The 19,012-nt window shown below is 70.1% G+C and carries 18 protein-coding genes and 1 riboswitch; of the genes, 15 read left to right on the top strand and 3 right to left on the bottom strand.

Annotation, left to right across the window (positions count from 1 at the left end):
• Positions 1–56: 56 nt before the first annotated feature.
• The 4 genes from ctaC (at position 57) to ACZ51I_RS01765 (ending at position 4,527) form a co-directional block, all read left to right on the top strand.
• The gene (gene ctaC / locus ACZ51I_RS01780) at positions 57–1,022 is read left to right on the top strand and encodes an aa3-type cytochrome oxidase subunit II (RefSeq protein WP_468870831.1); all 966 of its coding nucleotides are present in this window, start codon (positions 57–59) and stop codon (positions 1,020–1,022) included.
• Positions 1,019–2,755, top strand: a complete 1,737-nt coding sequence (gene ctaD, locus ACZ51I_RS01775) for an aa3-type cytochrome oxidase subunit I (protein WP_468870830.1) — start codon at positions 1,019–1,021, stop codon at positions 2,753–2,755. Before ctaC ends, ctaD begins: the two co-directional genes overlap by 4 nt.
• Complete coding sequence (locus tag ACZ51I_RS01770; protein WP_367827832.1) at positions 2,752–3,150, top strand: cytochrome c oxidase subunit 4; 399 nt, start codon at positions 2,752–2,754, stop codon at positions 3,148–3,150. Before ctaD ends, ACZ51I_RS01770 begins: the two co-directional genes overlap by 4 nt.
• A gap of 123 nt (positions 3,151–3,273) precedes the next feature.
• Complete coding sequence (locus ACZ51I_RS01765; protein WP_468870827.1) at positions 3,274–4,527, top strand: L,D-transpeptidase; 1,254 nt, start codon at positions 3,274–3,276, stop codon at positions 4,525–4,527.
• A gap of 23 nt (positions 4,528–4,550) precedes the next feature.
• On the opposite strand, the gene ACZ51I_RS01760 is transcribed toward ACZ51I_RS01765, so the two are convergent.
• Positions 4,551–4,952, bottom strand: coding sequence for a DNA-binding transcriptional response regulator (locus tag ACZ51I_RS01760; RefSeq protein WP_351180481.1), 402 nt, complete (start codon positions 4,950–4,952; stop codon positions 4,551–4,553).
• Positions 4,953–5,154: 202 nt separating this feature from the next.
• On the opposite strand from ACZ51I_RS01760, the gene ctaE reads away from it, so the two are divergent.
• The 6 genes from ctaE to ACZ51I_RS01730 all read left to right on the top strand — a co-directional run bounded on the left by ctaE (position 5,155) and on the right by ACZ51I_RS01730 (position 12,359).
• Positions 5,155–5,775, top strand: a complete 621-nt coding sequence (gene ctaE / locus ACZ51I_RS01755) for an aa3-type cytochrome oxidase subunit III (protein ID WP_468870825.1) — start codon at positions 5,155–5,157, stop codon at positions 5,773–5,775.
• Between the two features lie 74 nt (positions 5,776–5,849).
• Positions 5,850–6,659: a cytochrome bc1 complex diheme cytochrome c subunit gene (gene qcrC / locus ACZ51I_RS01750; protein ID WP_468870824.1), complete on the top strand. Its 810-nt coding sequence runs from the start codon at positions 5,850–5,852 to the stop codon at positions 6,657–6,659.
• Positions 6,656–7,708: a cytochrome bc1 complex Rieske iron-sulfur subunit gene (gene qcrA / locus ACZ51I_RS01745; RefSeq protein ID WP_468870823.1), complete on the top strand. Its 1,053-nt coding sequence runs from the start codon at positions 6,656–6,658 to the stop codon at positions 7,706–7,708. Before qcrC ends, qcrA begins: the two co-directional genes overlap by 4 nt.
• Positions 7,705–9,330, top strand: a complete 1,626-nt coding sequence (gene qcrB, locus ACZ51I_RS01740; protein WP_468870822.1) for a cytochrome bc1 complex cytochrome b subunit — start codon at positions 7,705–7,707, stop codon at positions 9,328–9,330. Before qcrA ends, qcrB begins: the two co-directional genes overlap by 4 nt.
• Before the next feature lie 135 nt (positions 9,331–9,465).
• Entirely contained in the window at positions 9,466–10,530 is a 1,065-nt protein-coding gene (trpD, locus tag ACZ51I_RS01735; RefSeq protein WP_468870820.1) for an anthranilate phosphoribosyltransferase, read from the top strand.
• Between the two features lie 79 nt (positions 10,531–10,609).
• Positions 10,610–10,726: riboswitch (SAM riboswitch) on the top strand.
• Between the two features lie 208 nt (positions 10,727–10,934).
• Positions 10,935–12,359, top strand: a complete 1,425-nt coding sequence (locus ACZ51I_RS01730) for an aminotransferase class V-fold PLP-dependent enzyme (RefSeq protein WP_468870819.1) — start codon at positions 10,935–10,937, stop codon at positions 12,357–12,359.
• 71 nt (positions 12,360–12,430) lie between these two features.
• Here ACZ51I_RS01730 and ACZ51I_RS01725 read toward each other — a convergent pair whose 3' ends face one another.
• Both ACZ51I_RS01725 and ACZ51I_RS01720 read right to left on the bottom strand, forming a co-directional pair.
• Entirely contained in the window at positions 12,431–12,712 is a 282-nt protein-coding gene (locus ACZ51I_RS01725) for an Lrp/AsnC family transcriptional regulator (RefSeq protein ID WP_017238849.1), read from the bottom strand.
• Complete coding sequence (locus tag ACZ51I_RS01720) at positions 12,709–13,443, bottom strand: rhomboid family intramembrane serine protease (RefSeq protein ID WP_468870818.1); 735 nt, start codon at positions 13,441–13,443, stop codon at positions 12,709–12,711. Before ACZ51I_RS01720 ends, ACZ51I_RS01725 begins: the two co-directional genes overlap by 4 nt.
• A 159-nt stretch (positions 13,444–13,602) precedes the next feature.
• Here ACZ51I_RS01720 and ACZ51I_RS01715 point away from each other — a divergent pair, with 159 nt between their 5' ends.
• The 5 genes from ACZ51I_RS01715 to ACZ51I_RS01695 all read left to right on the top strand — a co-directional run bounded on the left by ACZ51I_RS01715 (position 13,603) and on the right by ACZ51I_RS01695 (position 19,010).
• Entirely contained in the window at positions 13,603–13,845 is a 243-nt protein-coding gene (locus tag ACZ51I_RS01715) for a hypothetical protein (RefSeq protein WP_468870816.1), read from the top strand.
• A 33-nt stretch (positions 13,846–13,878) separates the two neighbouring features.
• Positions 13,879–15,243, top strand: coding sequence for an NYN domain-containing protein (locus ACZ51I_RS01710; protein ID WP_468870815.1), 1,365 nt, complete (start codon positions 13,879–13,881; stop codon positions 15,241–15,243).
• Positions 15,244–15,499: 256 nt separating this feature from the next.
• A complete protein-coding gene (locus tag ACZ51I_RS01705) occupies positions 15,500–16,534 on the top strand; it encodes a C40 family peptidase (RefSeq protein WP_468870813.1) in 1,035 nt (344 codons plus the stop codon).
• A 193-nt stretch (positions 16,535–16,727) separates the two neighbouring features.
• Entirely contained in the window at positions 16,728–17,759 is a 1,032-nt protein-coding gene (locus ACZ51I_RS01700; RefSeq protein WP_468870812.1) for a C40 family peptidase, read from the top strand.
• 36 nt (positions 17,760–17,795) lie between these two features.
• Positions 17,796–19,010 carry a hypothetical protein gene (locus tag ACZ51I_RS01695; protein ID WP_468870811.1) on the top strand — a complete coding sequence of 405 codons (1,215 nt, stop codon included), beginning with the start codon at positions 17,796–17,798 and terminating at the stop codon, positions 19,008–19,010.
• Positions 19,011–19,012: the final 2 nt, after the last annotated feature.

Below are 19,012 nucleotides of genomic sequence, written 5' to 3'. Positions count from 1 at the left end.
CGAGACGGACGGCCGTGGCCGACCACTGCGGGCCGAGACTCTCGGGAAGGCGCTACGTGAGTCCCAACGGCTCCGACCGCTCGTCGCGGCGCCCGATGCGGCGGAAGCTGCCGCAGGTGCTGACTGCGGGCCTGATCCTGGCGACAGCCACGGGCTGCTCGTACAACTGGGAAGACTTCCCTCGCCTTGGCATGCCCACCCCCGTCACGGAAGAGGCGCCTCGGGTCCTCTCCCTGTGGCAGGGCTCCTGGGCCGCCGCGCTGGCCACGGGTATTTTGGTGTGGGGCCTGATCCTCTGGGCCACCATCTTCCACCGGCGCAGCCGGACCAAGGTCGAGGTACCTCCGCAGACCCGTTACAACATGCCCATCGAGGCGCTGTACACGGTCACCCCGCTCATCATCGTCTCGGTGCTCTTCTACTTCACCGCGCGTGACGAGTCCAAGCTCCTCGAGCTCACTCCGAAGCCCGCCCACACCATCAACGTGGTCGGCTACCAGTGGAGCTGGGGCTTCAACTACATCGAGAACGTGCCCGGGGTGACGGGCGACGCGAAGAAGGACAAGAACCTCGCGACGCTTCCGGACCGGTACAAGGTCCAGCTGCCGGACAACGCCGGCGGTGTCTACGACTACGGCATCCCGGGCACCCGGAACCCGCAGACCGGCAACCCGGGCCCGACCCTGTGGCTGCCCAAGGGTGAGAAGGTCCGGTTCGTCCTGACCTCCCGTGACGTCATCCACTCCTTCTGGGTGCTCCCCTTCCTCATGAAGCAGGACGTCATCCCGGGTCACCCGAACGCCTTCGAGGTCACTCCGACCCGTGAGGGCACGTTCCGTGGCAAGTGCGCCGAGCTCTGCGGCGTCGACCACTCCCGGATGCTCTTCAACGTCAAGGTGGTCTCTCCGGAGCGCTACCAGCAGCACCTGAAGGAGCTGGCCGAGAAGGGCCAGACCGGCTACATCCCGTCTGGCATCGAGCAGACGGACCCGGCCAGGAACGCGGAGAAGAAGCAACTGTGAGCATCCCCAACGAAACCCAGGGTGCCGCCGCAGCTGAGGACTCTTACGAGAACGAGCTGCCCGTACGGCGCAAGCAGCCCGGCAACGTGGTCATCAAGTGGCTGACCACCACTGACCACAAGACGATCGGGACGATGTACCTGGTCACGTCGTTCGCGTTCTTCTGCATCGGCGGTCTCATGGCGCTCTTCATGCGCGCCGAGCTGGCCCGTCCGGGTACGCAGATCATGTCGAACGAGCAGTTCAACCAGGCGTTCACGATGCACGGCACGATCATGCTGCTGATGTTCGCGACGCCGCTGTTCGCCGGATTCGCGAACTGGATCATGCCGCTGCAGATCGGCGCGCCCGACGTGGCGTTCCCGCGGCTGAACATGTTCGCGTACTGGCTGTACCTCTTCGGCTCGATCATCGCGGTGGCCGGCTTCCTCACCCCGCAGGGTGCGGCCGACTTCGGCTGGTTCGCCTACTCCCCGCTGTCGGACGCCGTCCGCTCGCCGGGTGTCGGCGCCGACATGTGGATCATGGGTCTGGCCTTCTCCGGCTTCGGCACGATCCTCGGTTCGGTCAACTTCATCACCACGATCATCTGCATGCGCGCCCCGGGCATGACGATGTTCCGCATGCCGATCTTCACCTGGAACGTGCTGCTGACCGGTGTCCTGGTCCTGCTCGCCTTCCCGGTCCTGGCGGCCGCGCTGTTCGCCCTGGAGGCGGACCGCAAGTTCGGTGCCCACGTCTTCGACGCGGCCAACGGCGGAGCACTGCTCTGGCAGCACCTCTTCTGGTTCTTCGGACACCCAGAGGTGTACATCATCGCCTTGCCCTTCTTCGGCATCATCTCCGAGGTCATCCCGGTCTTCAGCCGTAAGCCGATGTTCGGCTACATCGGTCTGGTGGCCGCGACCATCGCGATCGCCGGTCTGTCCGTGACCGTGTGGGCGCACCACATGTACGTCACCGGTGGCGTGCTCCTCCCGTTCTTCTCCTTCATGACGTTCCTCATCGCCGTACCGACCGGCGTGAAGTTCTTCAACTGGATCGGAACGATGTGGAAGGGCTCGCTGTCCTTCGAGACCCCGATGCTCTGGGCCGTCGGCTTCCTGATCACCTTCACCTTCGGTGGTCTGACCGGCGTCATCCTGGCCTCGCCCCCGATGGACTTCCACATCTCCGACTCGTACTTCGTGGTGGCGCACTTCCACTACGTCGTCTTCGGCACCGTGGTCTTCGCGATGTTCTCCGGCTTCCACTTCTGGTGGCCGAAGTTCACCGGCAAGATGCTCGACGAGCGCCTCGGCAAGATCACGTTCTGGACGCTGTTCATCGGCTTCCACGGCACGTTCCTGGTGCAGCACTGGCTCGGTGCCGAGGGCATGCCGCGTCGTTACGCGGACTACCTCGAAGCCGACGGCTTCACCGCCCTGAACACGATCTCGACGATCTCCTCGTTCCTGCTCGGTCTGTCGATCCTGCCGTTCCTCTACAACGTCTGGAAGACCGCCAAGTACGGCAAGAAGATCGAGGTCGACGACCCGTGGGGCTACGGCCGTTCGCTCGAGTGGGCGACGTCCTGCCCGCCGCCGCGGCACAACTTCCTCACCCTGCCGCGGATCCGTTCGGAATCCCCGGCGTTCGACCTGCACCACCCTGAGATCGCCGCTCTCGACCAGCTCGAGAACAAGCCGCACGAGGCCGCGGCCCTCACGGGCAGCAAGGAGGCCGGCAAGTGAAGATCCAGGGCAAGATGTTCATCTGGCTGAGCGTCTTCATCCTTGCCATGGCGATCCTGTACGGCGTCTGGTCCAAGGAGCCGGTCGGTACGACGGCGCTCTTCCTGGCCTTCGGTCTGTCCATCATGATCGGCTACTACCTGGCCTTCACGGCCAAGCGTGTCGACGCGATGGCGCAGGACGACAAGGAGGCCGACGTCGCGGACGAGGCCGGTGAGGTGGGCTTCTTCGCCCCCCACAGCTGGCAGCCGCTCTCGCTGGCCGTCGGTGGCGCGCTCGCCTTCCTCGGCGTCGCGATGGGCTGGTGGATCCTGTACTTCTCCGCCCCGCTGATCCTCGTCGGCCTGTTCGGCTGGGTCTTCGAGTTCTACCGCGGCGAGAACCAGAACCAGTAGAGGTACCCCGCTCCGCACCGGAGCACACCGAGGGGCCCGGACACTTCGTCACCGAAGTGCCCGGGCCCCTCTTTTGCAGCACTCGGCGCGCTGGGCGCGAGGATTGTCCTTAGCGTGAAGTCCATGAACGACACGCCGCGCATTCGGACTGTTCTGAGCTGCACTCTTCTGGTCGTCACCGTCACCGCGGGCGCCACCGCGTGCTCGGGCTCCGAGGGCCACCCGCTGTCGGAGAGGGCCTACGACGCGGCGGACCAGCTCGCGGTCAGCGCCCCCGCCGACGGCGCCAAGGCGGACCCCGAGAAGCCGCTGGAGATCACCTCCAAGGACGAGGACGGCCGGATCACCGACGTCACCGCCACCGATGCCTCGGGGCACCACCTCGCTGGCGAACTCACCGCGGACGGCCGACGCTGGCGCTCCACGGCCTCCCTGGCCGCCGGCGCCCGCTACACGGTCCGGGTGGCCACCGAGGACGAGGACGGCGCTCCAGGCGCCCGTACGTTCACTTTCGAGACGGCTCCGGCCAAACGGGCCCTCACCGCCACCTTCGGGCCGGAGGCGGGCACGTACGGCGTCGGACAGCCCATCACGGCGGAGCTCAGCCTCCCCGTCAAGGACCGCAAGGCCCGCGCCGTCGTGGAACGGGCCCTCAAGGTCCGCTCGACACCCGCCGTCGAGGGCGCCTGGTACTGGGTGGACGACAAGAAACTGCACTTCCGTCCGAAGGAGTACTGGCCCGCCGGGGCGCTCGTCACGGTCACCGGCCACCTGGACGGCCTCAAGGTCGGCGACAAGCTCTACGGCGGCGCGTCCAAGCCGCTGAAGCTCACCATCGGCGACCGGATCGAGGCCGTCGCGGACGCCGGGTCGCACTACATGACGGTGAAGCGCAACGGAGAAGTGATCAACACCATTCCGGTGACCACCGGCAAGCCCGGCTTCTCCACCCGCAACGGCATCAAGGTCGTGCTCGGCAAGGAGTACTACGTCCGGATGCGGGGCACCAGCATCGGCATCGCGGAGGGCAGCTCCGACTCGTACGACCTGCCCGTGTACTACGCCACCCGCGTCACCTGGAGCGGCGAGTACGTGCACGCGGCGCCCTGGTCCGTGGGCTCGCAGGGCGTCGAGAACGTCAGCCACGGCTGTGTCGGCATGTCGACGGGGAACGCGGCCTGGTTCTACGAGACCGTCCGCCCCGGAGACGTCGTCCGTGTCGTCAACAGCTCGGGCGACACGATGGACACCTTCGGCAACGGCTTCGGCGACTGGAACATGCCGTGGGACAAGTGGCGTACGGGCAGCGCGCTGGTGGAGACCGCCGGAAACCCGGTGGCCCCCACCGAGAAGGCCCGTCTGAGGCCCTCGATCTGACCAGGGCGCGCGCCCTGACCGGCTCAGGCGTCGATCGAGAGGCGCGAGCGCAGCAGGGCCGCCAGGGACGCCGCGAACTCCACCGGTTCCACCGGGAGGGTGACCGCGGCGTCCGCGCGGCTCCAGGTGGCCAGCCAGGCGTCCTGCGGGCGCCCGATCAGCAGCAGCACCGGCGGGCAGCGGAAGACCTCGTCCTTGATCTGCCGGCAGACACCCATGCCGCCGGCGGGCACCGCCTCGCCGTCGAGCACGCACACGTCGATCCCGCCCTCGTCCAAGCGCTTCAGGACCGCGGGCAGCGTCGCGCACTCCACGAACTCGACCGGGGGAACGTCGGTCGCGGGCCTGCGCCCCGCCGCGAGCCGCACCTGCGCGCGGGTGTTCGCGTCGTCGCTGTAGACCAGGACCGTGGCACTCGACTGCATCGTTCCTCCGTGGGGAAGTCCGTGGGAAGGTCGTCGATCGATGCGCCGGATGCTACTCCGGTCCACACCCCGTCAACACCCGTCCGGCACCTGTTCGAACGGCGCTCAGAGGCCCCGGCACTGGGCCGTTCGGGCTGGACACACCCCCCTGACACTCCGAACGGCACCCCCCGGAGTGAGGGCGGGATAAGCGACCGACATAATGTCGGTCGTGGCGACAGTAACGACAGTAGAAACAGGGCACGCGCACCCGTCGGTCAATCGACCGAACCTCACCAGCGTCGGAACCATCATCTGGTTGAGCTCCGAGCTGATGTTCTTCGCGGCCCTCTTCGCGATGTACTTCACCCTGCGATCGGTGACGGGTGCCGAGTTCTGGGCAGAAAAGGCCTCGGCCCTGAACTTCCCGTTCTCGGCGACCAACACCACGATCCTGGTGCTCTCCTCACTCACCTGCCAGCTCGGCGTCTTCGCCGCGGAGCGGGGCGATGTGAAGAAGCTCCGGACGTGGTTCATCATCACGTTCGTGATGGGTGCGATCTTCATCGGCGGCCAGGTCTTCGAGTACACCCAGCTGGTCAAGGAGGACGGCCTCTCGCTGTCCTCGGACCCGTACGGCTCGGTGTTCTACCTGACCACCGGCTTCCACGGCCTGCACGTGACAGGCGGTCTCATCGCCTTCCTGCTGGTCCTCGGCCGGACGTACGCCGCCAAGAGGTTCACCCACGAGCAGGCAACCGCCGCCATCGTCGTGTCCTACTACTGGCACTTCGTCGATGTCGTCTGGATCGGCCTCTTCGCCACGATCTACATGATCAAGTAATCGGCGCCGCCTCCACGGCGGACCGAGACATCCAGCAAGCATCGACGCAGAAGATCCTGACACCGGGGTAATCCGTGAAAAAGCTCTCCGCACGACGACGCCATCCGCTGGCGGCGGTCGTCGTCCTACTTCTCGCGCTGGCGGCCACGGGGGGGCTGTACGCCGCGTTCGCGCCCGCGGGCACGGCGAAGGCCGATGAAACCGCCCAGTCCCTCGCCATCGAGGAGGGCAAGAAGCTCTACTCCGTCGGCTGCGCCAGCTGCCACGGAACCGGCGGTCAGGGCACCACTGACGGCCCGTCCCTCGTGGGCGTCGGTTCGGCCGCGGTCGACTTCCAGGTCGGCACGGGCCGCATGCCGGCCCAGCAGCCGGGCGCCCAGGTCCCGAAGAAGAAGGTCATCTACTCGCAGGCTGAGATCGATCAGCTCGCGGCCTACGTGGCCTCTCTCGGTGCCGGCGCGATCACGCCGACCGAGGGCCAGTACAGCCCCGACGGTGCCGACGTCGCCAAGGGTGGCGAGCTGTTCCGCACCAACTGTGCCCAGTGCCACAACTTCACCGGTGAGGGCGGCGCGCTGACCTACGGCAAGTACGCCCCGAGCCTCGAAGGCGTGAGCCCGAAGCACCTCTACGAGGCCATGCAGACCGGCCCGCAGAACATGCCCTCCTTCCCGGACACGACCATGCCGGAGAAGGAGAAGAAGGACATCATCGCGTACGTCCAGGCCGTCAACAGCGACAAGGCCGACAATCCGGGCGGTTTCAAGCTCGGTGGCCTCGGCCCCGTCAGCGAGGGCCTGTTCGCCTGGGTCTTCGGTCTGGGTGCGCTGATCGCAGTTGCCATCTGGGTCGCGGCCCACACCGCTAAGGCCAAGAAGTCATGAGTAGCCAAGAGATTCCAGAAGAGACCCTGCCGGCAGGGCAGGACACCGCGCACGGCGCGGTGAAGGTCGCCGACGACCCGTTCGCCGACCCGGGCCTCCCGCCCCACAAGCCCCGCATCCAGGACATCGACGAGCGGGCCGCCCGTCGGTCCGAGCGCGCGGTCGCCTTCATGTTCACGCTGTCGATGCTGGCGACCGTCGCCTTCATCGCCTCGTACGTGATCTTCCCGGTCGACGAGATCGTGTACATCTGGCCCTTCGGCCGGGTGTCCGCGCTCAACTTCGCCCTGGGTCTGACCCTCGGTGCCGCCCTCTTCTTCATCGGCGCGGGCGCGGTCCACTGGGCCCGCACCCTGATGTCCGACGTCGAGGTCGCCGACGAGCGTCACCCGATGGCGGCGTCGCCCGAGGTCAAGGCGAAGGTCATGGCGGACTTCGCGGCCGGTGCCGCGGAGTCGGGCATGGGCCGCCGCAAGCTCATCCGCAACACGATGTTCGGCGCGCTGTCGCTCGTACCGCTCTCCGGCATCGTCCTGCTGCGTGACATGGGCCCGCTGCCCGAGAAGAAGCTCCGGACCACCATGTGGGCCAAGGGGCTCCAGCTCATCAACATGAACACGCACGAGCCGCTGCGTCCCGAGGACGTCGCGGTCGGCTCGCTGACCTTCGCGATGCCCGAGGGCCTCTCGGAGCACGACGAGCACTTCCAGACCCAGATCGCCAAGGCCGCCCTGATGATCGTCCGGATCCAGCCGGAGGACATCAAGGACAAGCGCGAGCTCGAGTGGTCGCACGAGGGCATCGTCGCGTTCTCGAAGATCTGCACCCACGTCGGTTGTCCGATCTCCCTGTACGAGCAGCAGACGCACCACGTGCTCTGCCCGTGCCACCAGTCCACCTTCGATCTGTCCGACGGCGCCCGCGTCATCTTCGGCCCGGCCGGCCACGCCCTCCCGCAGCTGCGGATCGGCGTGAACGACAAGGGCTACCTGGAGGCGCTCGGCGACTTCGACGAGCCCGTCGGCCCGGCATTCTGGGAGCGCGGATGAGCACCGTGACCAACACGCAGAAGAAGGCGCCCGCCGGTGAGCGGGTCGCCGACTGGGCCGACGGTCGCCTGGGGATCTACTCGCTGGCCAAGGCCAACATGCGGAAGATCTTCCCGGACCACTGGTCCTTCATGCTGGGCGAGGTCTGCCTCTACAGCTTCCTCATCATCATCCTGACGGGCGTCTATCTGACGATGTTCTTCCACCCGTCGATGAACGAGGTGGAGTACGTCGGACCGTACGTCCCGCTCCAGGGACAGCTGATGTCCGAGGCGTTCAACTCGACCATGCACATCTCGTTCGAGGTGCGCGGTGGTCTGCTCATCCGGCAGATCCACCACTGGGCGGCGCTGATCTTCCTCGCCGGCATGTTCGTGCACATGATGCGCGTGTTCTTCACCGGCGCGTTCCGCAAGCCGCGTGAGATCAACTGGCTGTTCGGCTTCCTGCTGTTCTTCCTGGGCATGTTCACCGGCTTCACCGGTTACTCGCTCCCGGACGACCTGCTCTCCGGCACCGGTGTCCGCTTCATGCAGGGCGCGATCCTGTCCGTGCCGGTCCTCGGCACGTACCTGTCGATGTTCCTGTTCGGCGGCGAGTTCCCCGGCGGCGACTTCGTCGCCCGGTTCTACTCGGCGCACGTGCTGCTGCTCCCCGGCATCATGCTGGGTCTCGTGGTCGCCCACCTCATCCTGGTGTTCGTCCACAAGCACACCCAGTTCGCCGGCCCCGGCCGCACGAACAACAACGTCGTCGGCATGCCGCTGCTGCCCGTGTACATGGCGAAGGCCGGAGGCTTCTTCTTCCTGGTCTTCGGTGTCATCGCGGTCATCGCGGCGATCGCCTCGATCAACCCGATCTGGGCCATGGGCCCGTACCGCCCGGACCAGGTGTCCACCGGCGCCCAGCCCGACTGGTACATGGGCTTCGCCGAGGGTCTGATCCGTGTCATGCCGGGCTGGGAGATCAACCTGTGGGGCCACACGCTGGTCCTCGGCGTGATGATCCCGCTGGCGATCTTCCCGGCGGTCCTCGCGGCCATCGCGGTCTACCCGTTCATCGAGTCCTGGATCACCGGCGACAAGCGCGAGCACCACATCGCGCAGCGCCCGCGCAACGCTCCGACGCGCACCGCCTTCGGTGTCGCCTGGATCACCGCGTACATGATCATGCTGGTGGGTGGTGGAAACGACCTCTGGGCGACCCACTTCCACCTGTCGCTGAACTCGATCACCTGGTTCGTGCGGATCTTCTTCTTCGTCGGCCCGGTCATCGCCTTCGTCGCCACCAAGCGGATCTGCCTCGGCCTCCAGCGCCGCGACAAGGACAAGGTGCTGCACGGCCGCGAGTCCGGCATCATCAAGCGCCTGCCGCACGGTGAGTTCGTCGAGGTCCACGAGCCGCTCAGCCAGGGCGAGCTGCACCGCCTCACGGCGCACGAGCAGTACGAGGCCGCGGCGCTTCCGCCGGCCGTCGACGAGAACGGCGTGGAGCGGAAGATCGGCCGCATGGAGAAGCTCCGGGTCAAGCTCAACAAGGGCTACTACGGCGCCGACAGCCAGATCGCCAAGCCCACGGTCGAGGAGTACAAGGAGATCCAGAGCGGCCACGGCCACCACTGATCACCCTCACCTCCTGACCTGACCGTGTAGGTCGCCACGGCGAGAGCCCCGTCCATTCGATGGACGGGGCTCTTTGCCGTCCCCGGAGGTCGATAGGGTGAGACCGTATCCGTCACGTGATCACCAGGAGCTGCCATGAGCGCTGCGACCCCCGCTGGAGGACCTACCACGGCGGGCCGCTCGTGGCCCGTCCTGCTGAACGGTCTGCTCGACGGCAAGGACCTCTCCGCCGACGACACGGCCTGGGCGATGGACCTGATCATGAGCGGCGAGGCCACCGACGCGCAGATCGCCGGCTTCATGGTGGCGCTGCGGGCCAAGGGCGAGACCGTGCAGGAGATCACCGGCCTCGTGCGCACCATGTACGCGCACGCCAACGTGATCGAGGTGCCCGGCCCGGCCGTCGACATCGTCGGCACCGGCGGTGACGGCGCCAAGACGGTGAACATCTCCACGATGGCGTCGATCGTGGTCGCCGGTACGGGCGCGAAGGTCGTCAAGCACGGCAACCGCGCCGCCTCCTCCGCCTCCGGCTCCTCCGACGTCCTGGAGAAGCTCGGCATCAATCTGAACCTGACCCCGGCGCGGGTCGTCGAGGTCGCCGAGGAAGCCGGCATCACCATCTGCTTCGCGGTGAAGTTCCACCCCTCGCTGCGGCACGTCGCCGCGGCTCGCGGCCAGCTGGGCATCCGGACGACCTTCAACGTCCTCGGCCCGCTGACCAACCCGGCACAGGTGCGGGCCCAGGCCGTCGGGGTCGCCGACCCGCGCATGGCGCCGATCGTCGCCGGGGTCCTCGCCGAGCGCGGCAACTCCGCGCTGGTCTTCCGCGGCGACGACGGCCTGGACGAGCTGACGACCACGTCCACCTCGCGGATCTGGGTGGTCCGGGACGGCGGCGTCACCGAGGAGCGCTTCGACCCGCGCGACGTCGGCATCGACCTCGTCCCGCTGGAAGCCCTGCGCGGCGCCGACGCCTCGTACAACGCCGACGTGGCCCGCCGGCTGCTCGCGGGGGAGACCGGTCCGGTACGGGACGCGGTGCTGCTCAACGCGGCGGCGGCGCTCACCGCGCTGGAACCCGGCACGGGCACCCTCGCGGAGCAGCTGAGCGCGGGCATCGCGAAGGCGGCCGAGTCGATCGACTCCGGCGCTGCCCTCAGGTCCCTGGAGCGGTGGATCGCCGCGAGCAACGCGTAACCCGTCCGTCGTACGGCCCCGGTCCACCATGCGGACCGGGGTCTTGCGCTTCGGCGATCATGTGGCAGGATGCTCTACAGGTCACGAGTGACAGCGTTTTGGCCCCGGCTTGCTGTCCGGCAACCCTCCTTCCGTGGCGGGGTGCCCCGGGTGATGACCAGGCCGTAGGCAGCGAGGTCTGCGGCAAGCGCGGATCCCTCGAGCACCAGGGGTCCTGGTCAGTCGAGGAGCGTTTTCCGTGAGCCAGCGAATGCGATAGGGCGAGTCCGCCCCTTCTTCACCCTCGGAACAGGGTCCCTTCCGCGTACCCCCATGTCCTCCGAGGCATCACCCGTACCCCGCCGTATCCGGCCGCGTACGGGATCACCGAAGCCATTCCGCACCGCCCGCCGGGAGATACCGCCATGTCCGCATACCCGAACGCCGCCGCCCCCGCCGAGACCGCCCCCGCCGAGACCACCGTCGCGACCCTCTCCGCCGAGTCCGCCGACCCCTGCTGCGACGCCCCGCTGCCGGTCCTCGGCCGGGACGTGACGGTCCCGCTCGTCACCGGCGGCGAGGTGACCTACGCGGCGCTCGACTACGCGGCCAGCGCCCCCGCCCTCCAGCGGGTCTGGGACGACGTCGCCGCGTACGCCCCCTACTACGGCAGCGTCCACCGCGGCGCCGGCTACCTCTCCCAGCTCTCCACCGACCTCTTCGAGAACAGCCGCGCCACCGTCGCCGAGTTCCTCGACTGCCGCCCCGGCGACCAGGTCGTCTTCACCCGCTCCACCACCGACTCGCTCAACCTGCTCGCCGCCGCCGTCCCCGCCGACTGCCAGGTCTTCGTCTTCGAGACCGAGCACCACGCCTCCCTGCTGCCGTGGAAGGACGCCCGGGTCACCTACCTGAACGCGCCCCGCACCCCGGAGCAGGCCGTCGAGACCCTGGAGCGCGCCCTCGCCGACCGCGACCCCTACGGCCCGGCCCTCGTCTGCGTCACCGGCGCCTCCAACGTCACCGGTGAGCTCTGGCCGGTGAAGGAGCTGGCCGCCGCAGCGCACGCGCACGGTGCCCGGATCGTGCTCGACGCCGCCCAGCTCGCCCCCCACCACCCGGTCTCCGTGCGGGAGTTGGGCGTGGACTGGGTCGCCTTCTCCGGGCACAAGCTGTACGCGCCCTTCGGCTCCGGCGTCCTCGCCGGCCGTGCCGACTGGCTCCAGGGCGCCGAGCCCTACCTCGCGGGCGGCGGCGCCTCCCGCAAGGTGGCCCGCCGGGCCGACGGTGGTGTGGACGTGGAGTGGCACACCACCGCGGCCCGGCACGAGGCCGGTTCGCCGAACGTCATCGGCGTCTACTCCATCGCCTCCGCCTGCAAGGCGCTGACCGAGGCCGGCTTCGACTCCCTCGTCGCCCGCGAGCAGCACCTGATCGCCACGGTCCGCGAGGGCCTGGCCGAGGTGCCCGAGGTGCGCGTGCTCTCGCTCTTCGGCGACGACGCGCCCCGCGTGGGCGTCATCTCCTTCGTGGTGGACGGCTGGAACAGCTCCCACTTCGCCGCGGCGCTCTCCGCCGAGTACGGCATCGGCGTCCGCGACGGCCTCTTCTGCGCCCACCCGCTGGTCCGCACCCTGCTCGGCAGCGACCCGCAGGACCCGGGCGAGTGCGGCGCCCCCGAGGCGCAGCCGGGGGAGCGGTCCCTCAACGCCATCCGGGTGAGCTTCGGCGCCGGTACGCCGGACGAGCACGTGGAGCGGTTCGTCGGCGCCGTGAAGGAGCTCGTCCGGGACGGCGCCCAGTGGAAGTACCGCACCGAGGACGGCCGCTGCGTCCCGGACCGCGGCTGATCAGTCACTCGTACGGGTGAAGGGGGCCTCCCGGTCGGGAGGCCCCCTTCGGTCGTGCCGCGCGCGGGGGGTCAGGACTCCAGGCCGATGGCGAAGGCCGCCTCCAGGTCGTGCTGGGAGTACGTCCGGAAGGCGACGTGCGTGTCCGTGGCCTCGACGCCCGGGATCTTGCTGATACGGCCGGGGATCACGTCCGCCAGGTCGTCGTGGCGCGGCACCCGGACCATGGCGATCAGGTCGTACGTACCGGTGACCGAGAAGACCTCGCTGACGCTGTCGAGCGCGGCGATCGACTCGGCGATCTCGGGGATGCGGTCCACGCTGGTCTTGATGAGCACGATCGCGGTGATCACGGCTGGCTTTCTCCCTCGGTCGCCGCGGCTGGGGCTTTCACTCTATCCCCACCGCGGAAGCGCCCCCAGGCGTAGAGGAAGCCGACGGAGAAGCCCACGACATGGGCCAGATAGGCGACACCCGGCCCCGCGCCCGCCGCCCTCGCGGCGACCCACTGCAGCGTGAACCAGAAGATCAGCACGATCCAGGCGGGGAAGCGCAGCGGCAGGAAGAACAGGAAGGGGAAGAGGCTGGTGACCCGGGAGCGCGGGAAGAGGAAGAGGAAGGCCCCGAGCACCGCCGAGATCGCCCCGGACGCCCCGACCAGGGTCTGCTCGCTCTCCGCGTGCGCCACCGCGTACCCGAGCAGGGCGACGTAGCCGGTCCCCAGGTAGAAGAGGCAGTACTCGACGGCCCCCATGCGCTCCTCGGCCATCGCCCCGAAGACGTACAGGAAGAGCATGTTTCCCAGCAGATGGAGCCAGCTGCCGTGGACGAAGAGCGCGGTCAGCGGGGTGAGCAGGGCGCGCGGATCGCCGCGCATGAGCTCGGCGGGGATCACCCCCCAGCGGCGGAAGCAGGCGCCCTGGGCGGCCAGGAGCTCGTCGCCCGTGCCGTACACCGGGTTGAGGCCGGAGACCGGACTGATGACGAAGAGGAGGCAGCAGGCGGCGATCAGCCCGTACGTCACCGTGGGGCCGTTGCGGGTGCCCCGCCAGGCACCGAGGACCGCGCCTCGCCAGTCGATCATGGACAGATCATGGCGTACCGGGGCCGAAGTGGACAGAGTGCCTCGCCGTGCCCCGCCCTCCCTGCGAGGCCGTAGGGTTACGGGCACCACCGACCGCAGTTCGACGGCGCACCGCGGATCCGCACCTGGCACCCCGCAACAGGAAGAAGGACGGCACCGATGACGACGGTTCCCCTGCCGACCGGCGAGACCCGCTGGCGCTGCACGCTCTGCGGCAATCTGACCCGCTTCGACGTGACCCGCTCCTCCAAGGTCGTGGAGTACGTCCATCTGGACCTCGCGGGAGACCCGACGGTCGAGGAGCGGCAGGTGGTCAGTGAGACGATCGAGTCGGTCCGCTGCCGCTGGTGCAACGCGGTGGACCAGATCGAACTGGTGGACAGGCCGGGCGCCGCCTCCTGAGGGACGGCGCGGACGACATAGGGGTGACGGATCGTGGAGCAGCCCGCGCACGGTGGTGAGCCGGCCGGCGCGGCAGGTGACGCTGCCGAGACGCTCGACCACCCATTGCCGGAAGGTGTACGGCGGCGGGTCGTCGCGCTGGTCGCGGACGCCTTCGGCGGCCTCACCGTCGCGGAGCTGCCCGCGCCCCTGCGGCAGTACGCCCGCTTCACCGCGAGCCGGCGGGCCAAGTTCGCCGGCAACGCGATGGCGGCGGCGCTGGAGGGCGACCCGCTCTTCCGGCAGCGGATCGGTGAGCGGTTCAAGCAGGGCCAGCCGGAGCTGGCCGGAGCCGTGGAGACCGGCACCCCGCCCGCGGCCGCCGATCCCGTCGACGTCGCGGCGGCCGCCTATGTGCTGCGCCCGCCCGGCTGGGTCAAGCTCGTCGCCGCCGCCGGCGAGGAGGCGCTGCGCGCCGACGCCGAGCGGGCCGACGAGGCCGCCCGGCGCGAGCTGGAGCAGCTGCGTGAGGAACTCGCCGCCGCCCGGGACCGCTCCCGGGGCGAGACGGAGCAGCTCCGGCACGATCTGGACGCCGCCCGCAAGGAAGCGGAATCGCTTCAGCGCAAGCTGCGCAGCGCCCAGAGCGACGTCAAGCGCGGCGAGGCGGCGCTGCGCAAGGCCCAGGGCGAGATCGAGGCCGTGCGGGCCGAGTCGGCGGCCCGGGTGTCGGCCGCCGAGAGCGAGACGCGGCGGCTCCGGGCCCGGCTCGGCGAGGTCGAGGCGGCCCTGGAGGCGAGCCGCAGGACCGCCCGCGAGGGCCGCTCGGTGGAGGACATGCGGCTGCGGCTGCTGCTCGACACCGTTCTCGACGCGGCCCAGGGGCTGCGCCGCGAACTCGCGCTGCCGCCCGTCTCGGTACACCCGGCGGACACCGTGGACGCGGTGGAGCCGGGGCGGATGTCCCCGAAGGACATCGCCGCGCGGGCGCTCTCCGAGACGGACCCGGCGCTGCTCGACCAGCTGCTCGCGCTGCCCCAGGCGCATCTGGTCGTCGACGGCTACAACGTCACCAAGACCGGCTATCCGACGATGCCGCTGGAGAAGCAGCGGCTGCGGCTGCTCGGCAGTCTCTCGGCCCTGGCGGCCCGCTCGGGCGCCGAGGTGACCTGTGTCTTCGACGGGGCGGAACTGGCGGCCCCGGTGCTGCTCGCGCCGCCGCGCGGGGTGCGGGTGCTGTTCTCCAAGCCCGGTGTCACGGCGGACGAGTTGATCCGGCAGCTGGTACGGGCGGAGCCGCCGGGGCGGCCGGTCGTGGTGGTCTCCACCGACCGTGAGGTGGCCGACGGCGTCGCGAAGGCGGGAGCGCGGCCGGTGGCGTCCGCCTTGTTGCTGAAGCGGCTTTCGCGCCTCTCGTGACGCATCGCAACTCCTGGGCGATATGCCCGAATTCTGGATGGCGCACCGTCAAGTGGCCATCACTGGCCGTGCGATGTATGTAAATAAAGTGGTGCGTGAGCGAGATTTTTGCCAGCGGGATTTGAACTGATCACAACTTGGTCACTAGGGTCGGGCTTCGAACCTTCGCGCGGTTGATCACCCATCCGGGGTGACGGCGGAGGAACCGCCTGCCGCTGACCGGTTGGGCGGCTCGAGGAAGAAGGAGCTCGCCTTCGTGGCGTCCCACCGTCGACCCAAGCAGCCGAGCCGGACCCGCGTGACCGTGCTCACCGCGGCAGCGGCCGCCGCCGTAGCGCTCTCCGCCCAGTCCGGCGCGCAGGCGGCCCCCGCCAAGCCCAAGATCGACGAGGTCAAGTCGAAGGTCGACCAGCTGAACCACGAGGCCGAGGAGGCCACGGAGCAGTACAACCTCGCCGAGGAGCGGCGCGGCAAGCTGCAGAAGGAGATCAGCAACCTTCAGGACAAGGTGGCCCGCGGTCAGCAGGAGCTCAACACCCTGCGCGACCAGATCGGTTCGGTCGCCAGCGCCCAGTACCGCTCGGGCGGCATCGACCCGGCGCTCCAGCTCTTCCTCTCCGCCGACCCGGACACCTACCTCGACAAGGCGTCCGCGATCGACCAGCTGAGCGCCCAGCAGGCCGACGTGCTCACCTCGATCCAGGCCAAGCAGCGCACGCTCGCCCAGGAGCGGGCCGAGGCCACCACGAAGCTGGCCGACCTCGAGGACGTCCGCAAGACCCTCGGTGAGAAGAAGAAGAAGTACCAGGGCAAGCTGGCCGAGGCCCGTCAGCTCCTCAACACCCTCACCGCCGAGGAGCGCGCCAGGCTGCAGCAGAAGGAGCAGCGCGCCAGCCGCGCCGCCGGCGAGCGCGTGAACCTGGGCAACGAGGTCCCGGCCTCGCAGCGCGGCGCCGCCGCCCTCGCCGCCGCGGCCACCCAGATCGGCAAGCCGTACTCCTCGGGCATGGAAGGCCCCAACGCGTACGACTGCTCGGGTCTGACCATGTGGGCCTACGCCCAGGCCGGCGTCAACCTCACCCGCACCACCTACACCCAGCAGAACGACGGCGTGAAGATCGGCCGCAGCCAGCTCAAGCCGGGCGACCTGGTCTTCTTCAACGGCCTGTCGCACGTGGGCCTGTACGCGGGCAACAACACGGTTCTGCACGCCCCCTACACGGGTGCCTACGTCCGCTACGAGTCCATGAACACCCTGGGCTCGTTCATGTTCGGCGTCCGCGTCGGCTGAGACCGCGAACCGCTGCGGCACACCGCCCAATCGGGTGGTTCGCCGCGACGCGCACTGACCTGACGCCCCGCCGGTGACCTGTGTTCTCCGGCGGGGCGTCACTTTGTGTGCCCATCGCCTTCGTTGGACGAGGACTGATCAGCGGCTACTGTCTGCCGCGCCAGTCTGCGTCGAGCCGAACGGAGCGCGATTCGTGGCGTCCCACCGCCGACCCGCCCGGGTCACCGTCCTCACCGCCGCCGCCGCGGCCACCGCGGCCGCGTCCCTCGGGGCCGTCCCCGCGAGCGCCGACCCCGGGGCCACCCCCGCGGCCACCCGCGCCACGGTGGACCGTCTCTTCGAGGAGGCCGAGAAGGCCACCGAGGGCTACAACCGGGCGGACGAGAAGGCGGACGCCCTGCGCCGGACGGTCTCCCAGGCGCAGGACGGCCTCGCCCGAGGCCAGGAGCGCATCAACCGCATGCGTGGCGCGCTCGGTTCGGTCGCCGGGGCCCAGTACCGCTCCGGCGGCATCGACCCCGCCCTCGCCCTGCTGCTCTCCTCCGACCCGGACAGCTACCTGGACCGCGCCTCCGCCCTCGACCGGGTCACCGCCCGCCAGGGCGCCGCGCTCGGCGAGCTCCGGCGCGAGCAGCGCCGGCTCGGCCAGAAGCGGAGCGAGGCCCGCGCGGCGCTCGCCGAACTGGAGCTCAGCCGGGCCGAGGTCGCCCGCCACAAGCGCACGGTCGAGCGGAAGCTCGCCGAGGCCCGCCGGGTGCTCGCCTCCCTCACCGTCGAGCAGCGCGCCGACTACGCCCGCGCCTCCCGCACCGGTGAGCGCGCCGGCGAGCCGGCCGGGAGGCCCGCGGAGGAGCTGCCGCCGCTCGCCGGTCTCGGCCCCTCGCGGGCCGCCGCCGCGGTGATCGCCGCCCGCAGCGCGATCGGCAAGCCGTATGTGTGGGGGGCGACCGGCCCCTCGGCCTTCGACTGCTCGGGCCTGATGGTCTGGTCGTACCGGCAGGCCGGGATCAGCCTGCCGCGCACCTCCTCGGCGCAGCGGTACGCGGGCCGGCAGGTGCCGCTCTCGCAGGCGCAGCCGGGCGACCTCGTCACGTACCGCGGCGACGCCAGCCATGTGGCGATCTACGCCGGGAACGGCCAGGTCATCCACGCCCCCTACCCGGGCGCGCGGGTGCGCTACGACCCGGTGAACATGATGTCCCACGTGACGGTGACCCGGGTCTGAGGCCGCCCCCTTCCCCGTCTGCGTACGATCGGGGGCGTGGCGGGCCGGCGGAGTGGAGCGGTGCGCGGCGCGGCGGCGGGGCTGCTGGCCGCGGTGCTCGCCCTCGGCGGATGCGCGGCGCCCGCGCCGGCCGGGCCGGCGACGGGAGAGATACAGAGCCTGCTCGACGGGCACGCGCGGGCGCTGCTCGACCGGGACGAGGCCGGCTATCTCGCGGCCCTCGACCCCGCGCTCGCGCCGGCCGCGCGCACCGAGTTCGACCGGCTCGCGAAGATCCCGCTGGGCGGCTGGAGCTACCGGGTCACCGACGTCGACCGGACCGGCGAGGGCCGGGTCACCGCCCGGGCCGAGCTCGGCTACCGCATCGAGGGCTACGACTCCGGGGCCGCCACCACCGAGCGGGTCCTCGACCTCGCCGAGCGGGACGGCCGCTGGTACGTGACCGGTGACCGCGCTGCCGAGGGCGCCCCGCAGCAGCTGTGGCAGCAGGGCGAGGTCACGACGGTGACCGGTCGGCGCAGTCTCGTCCTGGGGGTGGGGCAGACCGGGGAGCGGCTGCGGGAGATCGCGGCGGCGGCGGACCGGGCGGTGCCCGCCGTCGGGGACGCCTGGCAGGGGAGCTGGGCGGCCCGGGTCGTGGTCCTCGTCCCGGCGTCGATCGAGGCGATGGGCCGGCTCCTCGGCGGGCCGGCCGCCTCCTACCGGGGCATCGCGGCCGTCACGACCGGCCGGGCGGGCGGTGGTCCGACGGCGCCCGCGGACCGGGTCATCGTGAACCCGGACGCGTACCCGGTGCTCGGCGCGTTCGGGCGGCAGCTGGTCCTCACCCACGAGACCACCCATGTCGCGACCCGCGTCCAGACCACCGGGGCCACGCCGGTCTGGCTCTCCGAGGGCTTCGCCGACTGGGTCGCCTACCGGGGGACCGGTCGCACCGCCGCCCAGGCCGCCCCCGAGCTGCGCCGCGCGGTCGGGGCCGGCGAGCTCCCGGCGGAGCTCCCCGACGACGAGGCCTTCGCCTTCGGCGGCGACGCGGACGCCCTGGCCCGCGCCTACGAGGGCGGATGGCTCGCCTGCGCGCTGATCGCGGACCGCTGGGGCGAGGAGAGGCTGACCGCCTTCTACCGGGCGGTGGGCGCCCACCCGGGCCGGGACGGCGCGGTGGAGAAGGCGCTCCGCGAGGTCCTGGACACCACCCCGGAGGATTTCACCGCCGACTGGCGCGCGTACCTGGGGGAGCGGCTCGGCTAGGG

The sequence above is a fragment of the Streptomyces sp. NPDC034084 genome, from assembly GCF_055575535.1.
This window is presented reverse-complemented; position numbering and strand designations above follow the sequence as displayed.